Origin of the sequence: Desulfovibrio sp. JY (genome assembly GCA_021730285.1) — a bacterium.
Classification (GTDB): Bacteria; Desulfobacterota; Desulfovibrionia; order Desulfovibrionales; family Desulfovibrionaceae; genus Solidesulfovibrio.
Map to the genome: position 1 here is coordinate 3,490,263 of CP082962.1, position 14,847 is coordinate 3,505,109.

The 14,847-nt window shown below is 65.3% G+C and carries 15 protein-coding genes; 10 read left to right on the top strand and 5 right to left on the bottom strand.

The window, feature by feature from the left end; all coding sequences use genetic code 11:
- Window positions 1-24 precede the first annotated feature (24 nt).
- Window positions 25-489, bottom strand: coding sequence for a 23S rRNA (pseudouridine(1915)-N(3))-methyltransferase RlmH (locus K9F62_15555; GenBank protein UJX40105.1), 465 nt, complete (start codon window positions 487-489; stop codon window positions 25-27).
- 128 nt (window positions 490-617) lie between these two features.
- Between K9F62_15555 and K9F62_15560 the strand changes: the two genes are divergently transcribed.
- From K9F62_15560 to K9F62_15570, 3 genes are all read left to right on the top strand, one after another.
- Complete coding sequence (locus K9F62_15560) at window positions 618-1,202, top strand: DUF4390 domain-containing protein (GenBank protein ID UJX40106.1); 585 nt, start codon at window positions 618-620, stop codon at window positions 1,200-1,202.
- 84 nt (window positions 1,203-1,286) lie between these two features.
- Window positions 1,287-2,219, top strand: a complete 933-nt coding sequence (locus K9F62_15565; GenBank protein ID UJX40107.1) for a TIGR01777 family oxidoreductase — start codon at window positions 1,287-1,289, stop codon at window positions 2,217-2,219.
- Window positions 2,220-2,229: 10 nt separating this feature from the next.
- On the top strand, window positions 2,230-3,579 hold the full coding sequence (locus K9F62_15570) for a response regulator (GenBank protein UJX40108.1): 1,350 nt from the start codon (window positions 2,230-2,232) through the stop codon (window positions 3,577-3,579).
- A gap of 186 nt (window positions 3,580-3,765) precedes the next feature.
- Here the strand turns inward: K9F62_15570 and K9F62_15575 are convergent, their stop codons facing one another.
- Both K9F62_15575 and K9F62_15580 read right to left on the bottom strand, forming a co-directional pair.
- Window positions 3,766-4,482, bottom strand: a complete 717-nt coding sequence (locus K9F62_15575; protein UJX40109.1) for a polyphenol oxidase family protein — start codon at window positions 4,480-4,482, stop codon at window positions 3,766-3,768.
- Window positions 4,479-5,081 (bottom strand): 5-formyltetrahydrofolate cyclo-ligase, encoded by a 603-nt coding sequence (locus K9F62_15580; GenBank protein ID UJX40110.1) that lies wholly within the window; start codon window positions 5,079-5,081, stop codon window positions 4,479-4,481. The genes K9F62_15575 and K9F62_15580 overlap by 4 nt, the downstream gene beginning before the upstream one ends.
- Before the next feature lie 81 nt (window positions 5,082-5,162).
- On the opposite strand from K9F62_15580, the gene K9F62_15585 reads away from it, so the two are divergent.
- The 6 genes from K9F62_15585 to K9F62_15610 all read left to right on the top strand — a co-directional run bounded on the left by K9F62_15585 (window position 5,163) and on the right by K9F62_15610 (window position 11,976).
- Window positions 5,163-5,831, top strand: a complete 669-nt coding sequence (locus tag K9F62_15585) for a metallophosphoesterase family protein (protein UJX40111.1) — start codon at window positions 5,163-5,165, stop codon at window positions 5,829-5,831.
- A 96-nt stretch (window positions 5,832-5,927) separates the two neighbouring features.
- The gene (locus tag K9F62_15590; protein UJX40112.1) at window positions 5,928-7,682 is read left to right on the top strand and encodes a response regulator; all 1,755 of its coding nucleotides are present in this window, start codon (window positions 5,928-5,930) and stop codon (window positions 7,680-7,682) included.
- On the top strand, window positions 7,679-8,443 hold the full coding sequence (gene xth / locus K9F62_15595) for an exodeoxyribonuclease III (GenBank protein UJX40113.1): 765 nt from the start codon (window positions 7,679-7,681) through the stop codon (window positions 8,441-8,443). Before K9F62_15590 ends, xth begins: the two co-directional genes overlap by 4 nt.
- A 99-nt stretch (window positions 8,444-8,542) precedes the next feature.
- Window positions 8,543-9,256 carry a carbonic anhydrase gene (locus K9F62_15600; protein UJX43226.1) on the top strand — a complete coding sequence of 238 codons (714 nt, stop codon included), beginning with the start codon at window positions 8,543-8,545 and terminating at the stop codon, window positions 9,254-9,256.
- A gap of 207 nt (window positions 9,257-9,463) precedes the next feature.
- Window positions 9,464-10,669 carry a DUF1646 family protein gene (locus tag K9F62_15605; GenBank protein ID UJX40114.1) on the top strand — a complete coding sequence of 402 codons (1,206 nt, stop codon included), beginning with the start codon at window positions 9,464-9,466 and terminating at the stop codon, window positions 10,667-10,669.
- A 26-nt stretch (window positions 10,670-10,695) separates the two neighbouring features.
- A complete protein-coding gene (locus K9F62_15610) occupies window positions 10,696-11,976 on the top strand; it encodes a diaminopimelate decarboxylase (GenBank protein UJX40115.1) in 1,281 nt (426 codons plus the stop codon).
- A 51-nt stretch (window positions 11,977-12,027) separates the two neighbouring features.
- Here K9F62_15610 and K9F62_15615 read toward each other — a convergent pair whose 3' ends face one another.
- Entirely contained in the window at window positions 12,028-12,840 is an 813-nt protein-coding gene (locus tag K9F62_15615) for a tetratricopeptide repeat protein (GenBank protein UJX40116.1), read from the bottom strand.
- A 34-nt stretch (window positions 12,841-12,874) separates the two neighbouring features.
- Window positions 12,875-13,477, bottom strand: coding sequence for a LysM peptidoglycan-binding domain-containing protein (locus K9F62_15620; protein UJX40117.1), 603 nt, complete (start codon window positions 13,475-13,477; stop codon window positions 12,875-12,877).
- 243 nt (window positions 13,478-13,720) lie between these two features.
- Here K9F62_15620 and K9F62_15625 point away from each other — a divergent pair, with 243 nt between their 5' ends.
- A complete protein-coding gene (locus K9F62_15625; protein ID UJX40118.1) occupies window positions 13,721-14,752 on the top strand; it encodes an alpha-hydroxy-acid oxidizing protein in 1,032 nt (343 codons plus the stop codon).
- Window positions 14,753-14,847 lie beyond the last annotated feature (95 nt).

A 14,847-nucleotide genomic window follows, 5' to 3' on the forward strand; every position in this document is an offset into this window, starting at 1 on the left:
TCCGCCTTTTGCCTGGGAAAAATGTCAGTGGTGGTAGGGGGCTCCGGCGTTGATGGCCGCTGCCCGGTAAAGCTGTTCGTAAAGCACCACCCGGGCCAGCTCGTGGGGCAGGGTGCCGGGGCCGAGGGCCAGGGTCAGGTCGGCCCGGCCAAGCACGTCGCGCGACAGGCCATACGCGCCGCCAACAACGAAGCAAGGGGCCCGGCCGGGGTCCTCGATGCAGGCCGCCAGACGCGTCGCCAGTTCACGTGAGGGAAGCGACCGTCCGCCCTCGTCCAGCACGATCACGAAGTCGCGCGGGGAAATTTTCGCCAGCAGGGTCTTGCCTTCCTCGACCTTGCGCCGGTCGGGATCGGACGTCTTGGCGTCGCGCGCCACGTATTCCTCGGCCGGCAGGTAGCGCCGCAGCGCCGTCAGGTAATGGGCGGCGGCGTCACGAAAATAGGGGGCCTTGGCGGCTCCGACGACGAAGAGGCGTACGGGTTTCATGGGCGTTTCTCCCGGAAGCGGCCGGGCGTCGGCCGGCTGTTAGCCCAGGGCTGCGGTTATTGTCAAAGTGGTCGGCTTGGATTAGGCCAAATGGCGCACCACTGTTTTACAACCCGAAAGGGAGAGGCATGCCGTTTTGTAACCCCGTTCGCCGCCGCCTTCGGCAAAGCGTCTGCTTGCTGATGGCGCTTTTCATGGCGTCGGCTCTGGCCGCGGGGACGGCTTTTGCCCAGGAACTGCTTTTAAGCAACCTGGTGCTCAATAATTTCGAAGGGAAAATACGGGTGCGCTTCGGCGTGGAGCCCACGGGAATCGAGCACATCAGGCAGGCGCTTTTGGAGGGCGAGCGGCTGGAGCTTATCTGCAAGGCCAAACTCGCCGTCAAGCGCGATTACGTCTGGAACAAGGAAGTCAGCCACGCCCGCTTCGAAAGCGAATTGCGCCGGCTCAAGGGCGGCGACTTCGCCATCAGTCTGCCCGGCCAGGGCTCCATGGCGGACCGGGATCTGCCCGCACTTTTCCGCAAGGCCTGGAACGAAATCCTGATCGACCTCGGTTCCTGGGACCGGCTGGAACGCGGCCAGACGTACGTGCTGACCCTGGAGCTGTCGCTGGCCCGCCTGGATGTTTCGCCCTGGGTCAAAAAAGGACTTTTCTTCTGGCCTTTTGACCCCGCCACGCCTGTCTCCTACCAGCTTGACTTTACGTATTAAAACCCGTCGCATCGGTTGCCTTTGCTACCACTTTTCGTATAATGGGCCAGGATTTCCCGATAAATCGCGGGAAGGAGGACCTCCATGCGGGTAGTGATCACCGGCGGCACGGGCTTTATCGGCCGGGCGCTGACCCGGTCCCTTGTTCGGGACGGGCACGAGGTCGTCGTGCTTTCCCGAAGGGCTTCGGGTCGTGGGTCTTCTCCAGGGGTTACCTACGTTCCCTTCGACGGCCGCTCCGGGGACGGGTGGGCCCATCTGCTGGGCGATGCCCGGGCCCTGATCAACCTGGCAGGGGAAAATATCGCCTCGGGCTATTGGACCGAGGCGCGCAAGGGCCGCATCCTGGGCAGCCGGCTCGATGCCGGGCAGGCTGTCATGGATGCCCTGTCACGGGCGACCGCGCGTCCGGACGTCCTCATCCAGGGTTCGGCCACGGGCTATTACGGCGACCGGGGGGACACGCCGGTTGCCGAGGACGCGCCGGCGGGTACGGGATTTCTGGCCGAGGTGGCGCGCCGCTGGGAGGCGTCCACGGCCGGGGCCGAGACGCTGGGAGTGCGCCGGGCCGTCATCCGCACGGCGGTGGTTCTTGGCGCGGGAGGCGGGGCGCTTCCCCGGATGGTCGCGCCGTTTCGTTTTTTTCTGGGCGGCCCGGTCGGCTCCGGCCGGCAGTATCTGCCCTGGATCCACCTGGCCGACGAAGTCGCGGCCATCCGTTTTCTGATCGACCATGAAACGGCTGCCGGTCCCTTCAACCTGGCCGCGCCCGAGGCCGTCACCCAGGACGGGTTCGCCGCCGCCGTGGGGCGGGCGCTCGCCCGTCCGGCCCGGCTGCGGATACCGGCGGCGGTCATGCGCCTGGCCCTTGGCGAGATGGCCCGGGAGCTTTTCCTGGGCGGTGTGCGGGCCGTGCCCGCACGGCTTGTGGAACTCGGCTTTCGCTTTCGTTTCGAGGCCCTGCCCGATGCCTTGTCGGACATTCTCGGTCCTTCCCGGGAATCCCGCCATGTTTGAGAATCCCGCCATGACATCCGAAACCCCACGGGTCCTCATCGTCGAGGATGAGGCCGTTGTGGCCCTTGACCTGACCAAGCGCCTTTCCCGGCTCGGCTATGTCGTCTACGGCCCGGCCGACAGCGGCGAAGAGGCCTTGCGTCTGGCCCGGGAGCTCTCTCCCGACGTCGTGCTCATGGACATTGTGCTGGACGGCGCCATGGACGGCGTGGATACGGCCGGGCGCATCCGGGAGGAACAGGCCATGCCGGTGGTCTTCCTCACCGCCCACACCGATCCGGAAACGCTGCGGCGGGCCGGCGCGGCCGGCCCCTACGGCTACATCATCAAGCCTTTCGAGGATCGGGAGCTGGCCGCGGCCCTGGACATCGCCCTGTACAAGTCCCGGATGGAGCGGCGGTTGCGCGAAAACGAGCAGTGGACGTCCATGACCTTGCGCCATCTGGGGGAGGGGGTGATCACCGCCGATCCGGAGGGACTGGTGCGCTTCGCCAACCCCATGGCCGAGTCCCTGCTCGGGGTGTCGGCGGCGCGCCTTCTCGGTCGCGACCTGGCAACGCTGTACAAAACGCGCCGGGACACCGGGGAGGGCGACCTCACCGACGGGCCGGAATCCAGGAACGTGGCGCTTTTGTGCCGCAAGGACGGGAGTTGCCTGCCTGTGGAGCAGACTTCCTCGCCCATCGTGGACGACAGGGGGCGGGCGCTCGGGACGGTGCTCGTCTTTCGGGATATCAGCCGTCGCCGGGATGTGGAGCGGGCCCTTCGGGAGTCCGTGGACGGTCTGCGCCGGGCGCTCACGGAAACGGTCAACGCCCTGACCGTGACGTCGGAGACGCGTGATCCCTTTACCGCCGGCCATCAGGAACGCGTGTCCCGGCTGGCCGACGCTTTGGCCGGGGAACTCGGGTTTTCCGATGGGGAACGGGAAGGCGTGCGCATGGCCGGGCTGGTCCACGACATCGGCAAGATCCACGTGCCCTCGGAGATCCTGACCAAGCCCGAGGCCCTTTCCGATATGGAAATGGGCATCGTGCGGGACCACAGCACCGTCGGCTATGAAATCCTGAAGGATGTTCCCTTTCCCTGGCCGCTGGCCCGCATGGTGCTCGAGCACCACGAGCGCTGCGATGGTTCCGGCTACCCGGCCGGGCTCACGCGCGAAACCATGCACCCCGGATCGCGCATCCTGGCCGTGGCCGACGTGGTCGAAGCCATGACCGCCCACCGACCCTACCGCTCCGCCTGGAGCCTGGAGCTCGCGCTGGCCGAACTGGCGAAAGGCCGGGGCAGCCTCTATGACGCCGACGTGGTCGACGCCTGCCTCTCGCTCTTCGAGAATGGTAATTTTCAGTTTTAGGTTGGGAAAGGAACGTGCGAGAGGGGAAACCCTTTAAAAAGGGTTCTCCCCTCTCGCTCTCTCCCCTTCCTAAACTTCTTAATTTCTACAGTGTGATACGAACAACACTTCATCCTGATAAAAGTCTTTGGAAAGGGGGCCGGGGGGAGAACCTTTCTTCAGAAAGGTTTCCCCCCGGGAGGCTTTTTACACGCCTTCTTCTTTGATCCAGATCAGGCTGGCCTGGCGGCCGGTGGTCTTGTCGCGGCGGTAGGAGAAAAAAAGCGGCAGGCTTTTGGTGCACAGATCGAGGCCGTAGATACGGTCCCGGTCGAGGCCGGCCGCGACGAGCTGGTCCCGCGTGAGTCGCCACAGGTCCATGCGCTGCGTGCGGTAATCGTACCAGGGGCGGAATTTTTCCCCGAATTCGTTTTGGAAGGCGGTAAATTCCGCTTCCCCCGGGCCAAGGCTCGGCCCGCGAACCGCCAGAAGTTCGCGCGGGTCGAGCCCGTAGCGCACGCAAAACGAGCGCACGGCCCGGCCGCACATGTCGGCCACGTTGCCGCGCCAGCCAACGTGCAGCGCGGCGATGAATTTGCCCGACTCGTGGGCGAGAAGCACCGGCTGGCAATCGGCGGTCTTGATGGCCAGGGCCCGGCCGGGCCGGCTTTCGGCCATGCCGTCGCCCGTTTCGATGCTCGGCTGGTCCAGGGTGTCGAATTCCGGTTCGAACACCATGTAGACGCCGTGCTCCTGCTTGAGCGAATGCCAGATGGAAAAACCCAGTTCCTCGCGCAAGGCGTGCCGGGTGGCGATGACCTCTTCCGGGTCGGAGGCGCCGGTAAAGGCCATGGTGTCCGGGCCGCAGCCAAAGGCGCAGCCGACGCCGGGCAGTCCCGGAAATGCAAAGGGGATGTAATTCATGTGTCAAACCGGTATGTTTGAAGTTCTGTCACCACGACGTCCACGGACTGGTCCCAGGTGTCGGCCGGCAGGTGCGTCACCAGCTGGAAGGCGAAGGCCAGCCCGATGGTCAGGGCCGCCGCCGCCATGGACAGGGCGAGCAGGCGATCGTAATAGCCGCCGCCGAACCCCAGGCGCGCGCCCTGCATGTCAAAGGCCACGCCCGGCACCAGAATAACGTCCGGGGAATAGGCGTCGGGTGGGAGGCAGGCGTCCTGGGGCGGTTCCAGGATGCCGTAGCGGCCCGGCACGGCCGCGTCCAGGCTGGCCAGACAGCCGAGATCGAGTTCGCCGGGCGCATTGGGGCGGCAGCGGGGCAAAAGCACCCGTCGGCCCGATGCCAAAAGCGAGCGGACCAGGATGCCGGCGTCCACCTCGCCCCGGATGGGCAGATAGGCCAACACTTCCTTGGCAGCGGCATAGCGGGGCAGGGCCTCCACCTGCTTGGCCACGGCCTGACTGGCCCGGGCCGCGACATCCGGCTCCTGGACCTTGCGCCTGGCGAGCATATGGCGGCGCAGGGCGTCCTTGTCGGCGGCTGCGGCGGTCGATGGTTGCATTGTTTGCACAACCGCAGCATAGTAGCAGGGAGGTGGCGTCAGGGGAAGGGCGCGCCAGCGGTCGAAATCGAGGGAGAGGGCATGACCGAGGAAACGTTTTTCATCGGAATCGGGGATATACACGACGATATCGCGTCCCTTGCGCGCATACCCGACCTGGAGCTGGCGGCCGGGGTCGTTGTCAGCGGCGATCTGACCATCAAGGGCACGGCCGCCGCGGCCAAGCCGGTCATCGCGGCCCTGAGGCGGCGCAATCCCGTCATCCTGGCCCAGATCGGCAACATGGACACCGCAAGCGTCGACGCCTACCTCACCGCCGAAGGCATCAACATTCACGCCACGGGTCGGGTCATGCCCCAGGGCGTGGGCTTTTTCGGCTGCGGCTGGTCCACGCCGACGCCCTTTCACACGCCAAGCGAGGCCGGCGAGGAGCGCATCGCCGAGTGGCTTGCCGCCGCCCATGCCGTGGTCGCCCATTGTCCGCATCTGGTCATGGTCTGCCATACGCCGCCTTTCGGCACGGCCACGGACGTGGTCGGCTCGGGCACCCATGTCGGGAGCAAGGCGGTGCGGGAATTTATCGAACGCACCCAGCCGGCCGTGTGCCTGACCGGGCATATCCACGAATCACGGGCGGTCGATGCCCTCGGCAGGACGGTCATCATCAACCCCGGGGCGCTTTCCGGCGGCGGTTATGCGCGTTTGGCCCTCGGTCCGGAGGGGATCGCGGCCAGCCTGTTGGCGTTTTGACTGCGGTGACGCGGCCGTTGCGTCCGGCCGTTTTCCAGGGGCGGTCCGACCGGCCGTTGCGGCGTCGACCGGAATGACGACGCCCGGGAGTCGTTGATGCGCGTCGTAAATATCATCGACATCGTCTTTTATCGGGCGTTTCTGTCCAAGATTTATTTGACGGCCGGCATCGAGTACGCTTTCGCCTCTCCCGAGGACGGCGAGGTTTCCCTTTCCCTGAGCAATCCCACGCCCGACGCTGTCCTGATCCAGGACTCCTATATCAACTGCGACAGCGCCGCGCTGATCGAGCGTATCCGGGAGGCGGCCAACGCGGCGGGCAAGCTTATCCCCATCCTTTGCCTGCGCCCCTTCGACGTCGGAAGCGAAGACGACGTCGCCGCGCCCGTTCCTGCCGGCCGGGACATCTATCCCGTCAACCGCATGAACCTTACCGACGTGTTGCTGGAGATCCAGAAAAGGCCGCAACAAAGCGTCTCGTCGCGCCGGTCGATCCTTTTTGTGGACGCCGGCAAGACGCTGCTCCACGTGGTGCGCGCGGCGCTCACTCCGGCCGGCTTTGGCGTGGTACCCGCACACAACGCCGAGCAGGCCCTGGCCTTTTGCCGCAAGCACGACTTCGAGCTCGTGCTCACAAGCGTGCTGTTGCCGGGGCTGTCCGGCCTCGATTTGTGCCGCCAGATCAAGGAGGACAACCCGGGGCGCTATCTGCCGGTCATCATCCTCTCGAGCAGCGACAGCAGCCTCGACATGGAAACGGCCTTCAATTGCGGCGCCGACGACTATCTGCTCAAGGCCTTCACCCCGGAGATGCTGGCGGCCAAGGTGTCGGAACATTTGGATCTGGTCGAGCGCAAACGCCACAACAAGATTCTGGTCGCCGACGACAACAAGCTTATCCGGGAGCTTTTGCGCCACAGCTTCATCAAGGGCGGGCATTGCGTGTTGACCGCCGACAACGGCTTAAGCGCTCTTCAGCTGGCCAAGGAACACCTACCCGACGTGGTGGTCACCGACATCGAAATGCCGGAGATGGATGGCTACACGCTTTGCGAGAAGCTGCGCGACGAGCCCGACCTGCGCAACACTCTGGTCGTGATGATGAGCGGCCGCGACCGGCAAAGCGACATCCTGCGCGGTGAGCGCCTCGGCATCTCGCGCTATTTCGTCAAGCCCTTCGATGTGGAAAAAATGCAGCTCGTGGTGGAACAATTGCTGACCGAGAGCTATCGGCACATCAAAAAAGAACACGAGCACGTCCTGGCCAGCATGTCGGCCCTCATTACGGCCCTCGAGGCCCGTGACGAATACACCAAGGGCCATACGGCCCGCGTGTCGCGCATGGCCATGCGCCTGGGCCGGGCCATGGCGCTTGGCGACCGGGAGCTGCGGGAACTGGAGATCGCGGCTAACCTCCACGACATCGGCAAGATCGGCGTGCGCGACGCCGTGCTCTTAAAGCCTGGCAGGCTCACCCCCGAGGAATATGCCAAGATCCAGGAGCACGCCATCATCGGCGCGGAAATCCTGCGTCCCATCGTCTCGTTGACACCGGTGTTGCCGCTGATTCTCCTGCACCACGAGCGCTGGGACGGCCATGGTTATCCCACGGCCATCATGGGCGAGGACATCCCGCTGGGCGCGCGGGTTATCGCCATTGCCGACGCCTTCGACGCCATGACCACGGATCGGCCCTACAGAAAAGGAATGCCGCTTGCCAAAGCACTTGGCATCATTAAAAAAGAAGCCGGGCAGCAATTTTGTCCGACGTGTGCCAAGGCGTTTTTGACCATGATGCATGACGGCGACGACAGGCCCCAATCCGCTGAGGAGGTTGAGTTTACCATATGATCTTGATGAGTTGGAATGTAAACGGACTGCGGGCCGTGGTGCAGAAGAATTTCTGGGACTGGCTTTCGGGCTGTGGCGCGGATGTGGTCGGCATCCAGGAATCCAAGATCCAGCCCGGGCATGAAGCGGATTTCGGCGGCACGGACGTCTACCGTACGGTGTGGTCCAGCTCCACCGTCAAAAAAGGCTATTCCGGGGTGGGCTGTTTCTACCGCGTCGAGCCCCACGACATCGGCCGGGAATTGCCGGATACGACCTACGTCGGGGAAGGCCGGCTGATCCAGATGGAATTCGAGGAGTTTTATTTCTTCAACGTCTATTTTCCCAATGGCGGGCGCGGTCCCGACCGTTTGGCCTACAAGCTCGGCTATTACGATGCCTTCCTGGCCCATGCCGAAACCTTGCGCCAAAAAAAGCCCATTGTGGTCTGCGGCGACTTTAATACCGCCCATACCGCCCTGGACCTCAAAAACGCCAAGTCCAACGAGAAGACGTCTGGTTTTTTGCCCGAGGAGCGCGCCTGGCTCGACCGTTTCGTCGCCGCCGGCTACGTGGACACCTTCCGAATGTTCGAGCCGGAAGGCGGGCACTATACCTGGTGGGACTATCGCTTCAAGGCGCGCGATCGCAACGTCGGGTGGCGCATCGATTATTTTTTCGTGTCCGAGGAACTGCGCGGCAAGGTGCGCCGGGCCTGGATCGACTCCGCTGTCATGGGCTCGGACCATTGCCCGGTGGGGCTCGAGCTGGACGCCTCGTGACGCGGGTCCCGGCCAGGGGAACGCTTCGTTTTGTTTTGACCGCAGGCGTTATTGTGCTATCGTAAGGCTCTGCATCTTTATTCCCCGGGAGGATACATGATGAAACGTTCTTTTGCCGCAATCGTTGCGGCGGTGTTGATGGCCGCGACCTGCGCCCTGGCCCTGGCCTCTTCGGCCGGCCCGGGGCTGACTTCGGACGAGGCCCTGGCCAAGCTCAAGGAAGGCAACGACCGCTACGTGGCCAAGGCCAGCGTCGCGCCGCGCCGTGACGCCGCCCGGCGTCACGAGACCGCGACCGGCGGCCAGCACCCCTTTGCCACAGTGCTTTCCTGCTCCGATTCCCGCGTGCCGGTCGAGGTGGTCTTCGACCAGGGCGTGGGCGATCTCTTCGCGGTGCGCGTGGCCGGCAACGTCGCCGCCACCGACGAGATCGGCACCATGGAATACGGGGCCGAGCACCTCGGCATACCGCTCATCGTGGTCATGGGGCACACCAAGTGCGGCGCGGTGTCGGCGGTAGTCAAAAACGAGCCGGTCACGGAAAATATCGGCAAGCTGGTGGCCCCCATCGTGCCGGCGGTCAAGGGCGTCAAGGCTCGTTTCGCCACGGCCGACACCGATGAGCTCATCGCAAAGTCCATCGAGGCCAACGTGTGGCAGGCCATAAGCGACGTCTACGCCAAAAGCCCGCTGATCAAGAAGATGGCCGCCGCCGGCAAGGTGAAGGTCGTGGGCGCTCTTTACGACATCGATTCGGGCAAGGTGCAATGGCTTGGGGAACACCCCAACAACGCCATCCTGCTTGGCAAGTAAGGGGCTTTTAAAAGAGACTGGGGGAAAACTTTTCTGAAGAAAAGTTTTCCCCCAGACCCCCTTTCAAAAGACTTTAATAGTATAATGTAAGGTCTTAGTTAGTACCTGTAGTCCCATTATAAACTTTAGGAAGGGGAGAGCGCGAGAGGGGAGAACCCTTTTTAAAGGGTTTCCCCTCTCGCACTTTCTTTTCACACCACATCATACATGCGGGTCGTTGTTGTTTGTGTTTTTCTGCTGGTCTATGCCGCCATGGCATTGGGCCGACTGCCGGGATTGGCCTTGGACCGTTGCGGCGCGGCCGTGCTCGGGGCCATCGTGCTGGTCGCCAGCGGGCTCATGCCGGTCCAGGCGGCCTGGAACGCGGCCGACGTGCCGACCTTGGCCCTGTTGTTCGGTCTCATGGTCGTCTCCGCCCAGTTGCGCCTCGGCGGCTTCTACACGGCTGTCAGCCGTTCCCTGGTCACCGCCGCCGCTTCCCCGGTCGGGCTGCTCGCCCGGATCATGCTCGCCGTGGCTGTCCTTTCGGCGTTTCTGGCCAACGACATCGTCTGTCTGGCCATGGCCCCCATCGTGGTCGAGGCGACCCGGGGCCGGGGACTCAATCCGCTGCCGTACCTCATCGGGGTGGCCATGGCCGCCAACATCGGTTCGGCGGGCACCTTGATTGGCAACCCGCAAAACATGCTGCTCGGACAGGTCGCTCGCCTGTCCTTTTCCGGCTATGCGGCGGAGGTCTGGCCCTGTGTGGCCGTTTCCCTGGTCGTGGCCTGGGGCTTTACCGTGTGGGCTTGGCGGGGACGATTCGCCGGGCCGGTGATTTCCCTTCGCGTCGACGCTCCCGCCTGGAATCCGTGGCAGTCGGCCAAGGGGCTGGCCGCCCTGGCCGTGTGTCTGGCCGCCTTCGTCTGGGGCGGTGTGCCCCGGGAGAACGTGGCCCTGGCCTGCGCCGGGGCCTTGCTTCTCAGCCGGCGCATGGCCTCCCGGGAAACGCTGGCGCTCGTCGACTGGCAGTTGCTGCTGCTTTTTCTCGGCCTGTTCGTGGTCAATAAAGAGGTGGCGGCGGCGGGATTCCTGGACGACCTGCACCGGGGCCTTCTGACCTGGGGCATCGATTTGGGACGTCCGGCCTGGCTCTATGCCGTCACCGCAGCGCTTTCCAATGTGGTCTCCAACGTGCCGGCGGTGATGCTCCTGCTGCCGGGACACGACAGTCCGGGGCAGGCCACCCTGCTCGCCGTTTCGAGCACCCTGGCCGGCAACCTGCTGCTGCCGGGGAGCATCGCCAACCTGATCGTGGCCGGTCAGGCCGAAGAGCTCGGGGTGCGCCTGGGCTTTTGGGAACATGCCCGGGTGGGCATTCCGGCGGCCCTTGTGGGGCTGGCCGCCTCGGGCTGGTGGCTGTTGCGCTAGCTTTTAAACGTTTTGGGGTTTGCGCGATGGAACTGGTGGAAAAAGCCCTTGCCGCCGGCATGATCCGGGAGGCGGACACGGCTGTGGTGTTTCACGACCTGGATATGCTGGAACGTCGGCTGGGCGAGGTGACGGCGGCCTTTGGCCCGGCCACCCTGGCCGCTGCGGCGGTCAAGGCCAACCCGTTGCCGCCGGTCCTGGCCTTTCTGGCCGGGCTTGGGGCCGGGGCCGAGGCAGCATCCCTGCCGGAGGTCGAACTCGCCCTGGAGGCCGGTTTCCCGGCCGACCGCATCGTGTTCGATTCCCCGGCCAAGACGCTTGAGGAACTGCGGTTCGCCGTCTCCCTGGGCCTTGCCGTCAATGCCGACAACCTGGAGGAAGTGGAGCGGTTGGAGACGCTTGGCGCATCCCTTGGCCGCGCGCCCCGGGCCGGGCTTCGCGTCAACCCCCAGGTGGGCCTTGGCCGCATCAAGGCAACGAGCGTGGCTGGGGTCTATTCGAAATTCGGCGTGCCCCTGGCCGACCGCGAGGCCATTTTGGCCGCCTTCGCGCGTCACCCCTGGCTGGAAGGACTCCATGTGCACATCGGCTCCCAGGGCTGTTCGCTGGAGATGCTGGTGGCCGGGGTGGGCGCGATCTACGACCTGGCCTTGGAAATCAACGCCAGGCTGGGGACGCGCCGGGTGCGCCGCTTCGATCTCGGCGGCGGCCTGCCCGTGGCCTACTGCGATACGGACGATCCGCCGATGCCGGGCGTGTATGCGGCGGCGCTGGCGGAAAGGTGCCCGGGACTTTTTTCGGGGCAGTTCGACCTGGTCACGGAATTCGGCCGTTTTCTCCACGCGCCCTGCGGCCTGGCAGTCAGCCGCGTGGAGTACGTCAAGCGCCAGCCCGGGCACAACACGGCCGTGCTGCACCTTGGCGCGGACATGTTCGTGCGCGAATGCTACAACCCGGATCTCTGGACCCACGGTGTGACGCTTCTTTCCCCGGACGGTCGGGACAAAGGCGGGGAGCGCGGCACGTGGCATCTGGCCGGGCCGCTGTGCTTCTCGGGGGATTTTCCGGTCTGGCAGGCGAAGCTGCCGGACGTCGCGCCCGGCGATCTCGTGGCGATCCACGACGTCGGGGCCTACACCCTGGCCATGTGGTCGCGCTACAACAGCCGCCAGATGCCCCGAATACTGGGCTATCGCCAGGGGCGGTTCAATGTGCTGCGCGAACGCGAGGAGCCCGAGGATCTGGTGCGGTTTTGGCGGGGACGGCCTGTCGTGCCGGGCGGCGACGGGCAGGGCTTCGAAGCGTAGCGTCCGTCCACCCGCCGGAAAGGCGTTTGGCGAACGGACGCTACGGCTTGGCTACTTGCAGTGGCCTTCGGCCTTGTAGCTCTTGTAGAATTCGCAGTCGCCCAGATCGCAGGCCTTTTTGTAGTCCGCGCAGGTCCGACCCTCGTTGCCGAGGCGTTCGTGGGCATAGCCCCGGTTGGTGAAGTAGGCGGGGTCGGTCGCCTTCATGGAGATGGCCCGGTCGTAATCGGGCAGGGCGTCCTTGAGCCGGCCCATGTTGCTTAAGATGTTGGCGCGGTTGTTGAAAAGGTTCGGGTTCGACGGATCGGCTTCCACGGCCTCGTTGATCATGGTGAGGGCCGTCTGCTGGTTGCCGGCGGATGCGGCCTTGGCTGCCATGGCGGCCAGGGAGGCGGCGGACGCCGGATCGCGGGCCGGAGTCTGTCGGTTGGGCTGTGCCTTGGGCTGCTCTGCCGGCAGGGACGGGGCCGGCGGCGGAGGCAGGGTGGCCTGGGGCGATTGGGGGCGCGCCGGGGGATTTGCGGCCTGTTGGGGCGCGCTGGTCGTCGGAGCGGACGCCTTGGCTGGCGCTTGGGCCGGTTTGTTTTGCCACAGTCCGCCGCGCGGATCGGGCGAGGGTCGCCGTACAGGATCGGGGATGGGCAGGGGCGCGTCGTCGGTTCTGGCCGGTTGAACGGCAACCGCGGCCGCATTGCGCTCGTTTTGTTCCTGGCGCTGCTGCTCCTCGGTATGCATGACCGGTTCGGCCTGACGCATCTTCTCCAGACGTCGCTGGAGGATTTCCTCCCTGGTCAGGGCGCTTGCCGCCCCGGCCACGGCCAGCAGCACAAACGTCGTCACAACGATTCGCAGCACTCGCAGCATGATCTTGATCCTGTCGTTCGCCGGCCGTCTGCAGTTACTGGCGGGGCGGAATGGTCAGCGTCTGTCCGTCGCGCAGGGTATCCGGATTCATGCTGCCGTTGGCCCGCACGATGTCCTCCACCGTCACACCGAAGGTATGGGCGATGCGCGTCAAGGTATCCCCGCGCTGCACGGTATACTGGGTCGGTTCGGTCCTGGCGGCGTCCGGCCGGGACTTTTGCTCCTTGGCTTCCTTTTTCCCCTTTTCGGGCTTGGACTTGGCCTTTTGCTCGAGGCCGGGGGCCGGGATTTCGATGACATCCTCGCCCTTGAGCGGCGTGGCCGACGGCTCGGAGACGCCGGGGCGCGCCTGCCCCTTGGGCGCGGCCGGGGTCCCGGCGGCCTTCTTGCCGGCGGCGGTCGCGTCGCCCTTCAGGAAGGCCTTGTATTCCGCTTCGGACAGACCGCCGCTGCCGTCGGCGTCCAGCTTGGAAAAGACATCCGGGGTGACGTCGGGGAAGACGAACAGCAATTCCTCGTAGGAAATCGCGCCGTTTCTATCATGATCGACATTGCGGAAGGAATCCTTGTCCCCTCCGGAGCAGGCGCAAAGCCCAATGCACAATGCAAACGCCGCACAGGCGATAGTCGGCCGCATAGGCTCCTCGTTTCTGGCTTTGAAAAAGCGGCGTAATCGCCGCATTCGCAGGTGGCGCTTACCATGGGGACAAAGGCCAAGTCACGTGAAAAAACCGCCGTCTTCCGTTGGATAGCCGGGGGAGCGCCTGCCCGCAAGCCTTTGCCTGAAAGGGTTGCCGCCGCATGTCCACCGGGGTAGGACGGCTGCTGGCCGGACCGCCGGGGCGCGGTCCGTAATACTTTCTGCCATGGGAGGCGCACGATGGATCTGACGACGCTTCGTACAAAAGCCAGGGAAGCTCTCAAGGGATTTTGCCGGGTGTGCCCGGTCTGCGACGGTCGGGCCTGTGCCGGCGAGGCCCCGGGTATGGGGGGGATGGCCACGGCGTCGTCCTTCAAGGCCAACCTGGCCGCCCTGTCCGGCTATCGCCTCAATATGCGCACCTTGCACGAGGTGAAAACCGCCGACACCACCGTCACGCTTTTCGGGCGCGAACTTTCCATGCCCGTACTGGCCGCCCCCATGACCGGCGTGCTCTACAACATGGGCGGCAAGCTCTCCGAGGAGGCCTTCATCCGCATGATCATCGAAGGGGCCGACGCCGCCGGGACGCTCGGGGCCTGCGGCGACGGGGCCGATCCGGCCTTCTTCGGCAGCGGCCTTGCCGCCATCCGTGACCGGGGCGGCCGGGGCATCCCGTTTATCAAGCCGCGCGGCCAGGATGCGGTCAAGGAGATGCTCGCCCGGGCCGCGGACGCCGGGGCCGTTGCCGCCGGCATGGACGTGGACGGCGCGGGACTGCTGGTCATGGCGCTCAAGGGCCAGCCCGTTTCCCCGAAATCCCCGGCGGAGCTGCGCGAGCTGGTCGGGGCCACCAGGCTCCCCTTTATCGTCAAGGGCATCATGACCCCGGACGAGGCGCTCGTCGCCTTCGACGCCGGCGCGGCCGGCATTGTGGTCTCCAACCACGGCGGCCGGGTGCTCGACCACACCCCGGGCGCGGCCGAGGTGCTGCCGGCCATTGCCCGGGCGGTCAAGGGCCGGGGCGTGATTTTGGCCGACGGCGGCGTGCGCACCGGGGCCGACGTGCTCAAATACCTCGCTCTGGGGGCCGACGCGGTGCTGATCGGCCGGCCGCTGGCGGTCGGCGCATTCGGCGGTGGGGCCGAGGGCGTGAGCTTCTTACTCAACAAAATCAAGGCCGAACTCACCGCCGCCATGCTGCTGACCGGCACGGCCTCGGTCCGCGCGGTCTCGCCACACATCCTGAACCCCCAGCCTGTCTGCGGCTAAGGGGGGAAGAGCCGGGGGGCCGTTGTCCTACGAAAAGTTTTTCCCCGGGCCCCCTTCAACAGGTTGCCACGGCAGAGGGTGGCATAGCGCAAAAA

Coding starts and splice junctions, on each gene's coding strand:
- K9F62_15580 (UJX40110.1), bottom strand. CDS start 5,081: ATGCAACCATCGACCGCCGCAGCCGCCGACAAGGACGCCCTGCGCCGC.
- K9F62_15575 (UJX40109.1), bottom strand. CDS start 4,482: ATGAATTACATCCCCTTTGCATTTCCGGGACTGCCCGGCGTCGGCTGC.
- K9F62_15590 (UJX40112.1), top strand. CDS start 5,928: ATGCGCGTCGTAAATATCATCGACATCGTCTTTTATCGGGCGTTTCTG.
- K9F62_15570 (UJX40108.1), top strand. CDS start 2,230: ATGACATCCGAAACCCCACGGGTCCTCATCGTCGAGGATGAGGCCGTT.
- xth (UJX40113.1), top strand. CDS start 7,679: ATGATCTTGATGAGTTGGAATGTAAACGGACTGCGGGCCGTGGTGCAG.
- K9F62_15600 (UJX43226.1), top strand. CDS start 8,543: ATGAAACGTTCTTTTGCCGCAATCGTTGCGGCGGTGTTGATGGCCGCG.
- K9F62_15605 (UJX40114.1), top strand. CDS start 9,464: ATGCGGGTCGTTGTTGTTTGTGTTTTTCTGCTGGTCTATGCCGCCATG.
- K9F62_15585 (UJX40111.1), top strand. CDS start 5,163: ATGACCGAGGAAACGTTTTTCATCGGAATCGGGGATATACACGACGAT.
- K9F62_15565 (UJX40107.1), top strand. CDS start 1,287: ATGCGGGTAGTGATCACCGGCGGCACGGGCTTTATCGGCCGGGCGCTG.
- K9F62_15555 (UJX40105.1), bottom strand. CDS start 489: ATGAAACCCGTACGCCTCTTCGTCGTCGGAGCCGCCAAGGCCCCCTAT.
- K9F62_15625 (UJX40118.1), top strand. CDS start 13,721: ATGGATCTGACGACGCTTCGTACAAAAGCCAGGGAAGCTCTCAAGGGA.
- K9F62_15610 (UJX40115.1), top strand. CDS start 10,696: ATGGAACTGGTGGAAAAAGCCCTTGCCGCCGGCATGATCCGGGAGGCG.
- K9F62_15615 (UJX40116.1), bottom strand. CDS start 12,840: ATGCTGCGAGTGCTGCGAATCGTTGTGACGACGTTTGTGCTGCTGGCC.
- K9F62_15620 (UJX40117.1), bottom strand. CDS start 13,477: ATGCGGCCGACTATCGCCTGTGCGGCGTTTGCATTGTGCATTGGGCTT.
- K9F62_15560 (UJX40106.1), top strand. CDS start 618: ATGCCGTTTTGTAACCCCGTTCGCCGCCGCCTTCGGCAAAGCGTCTGC.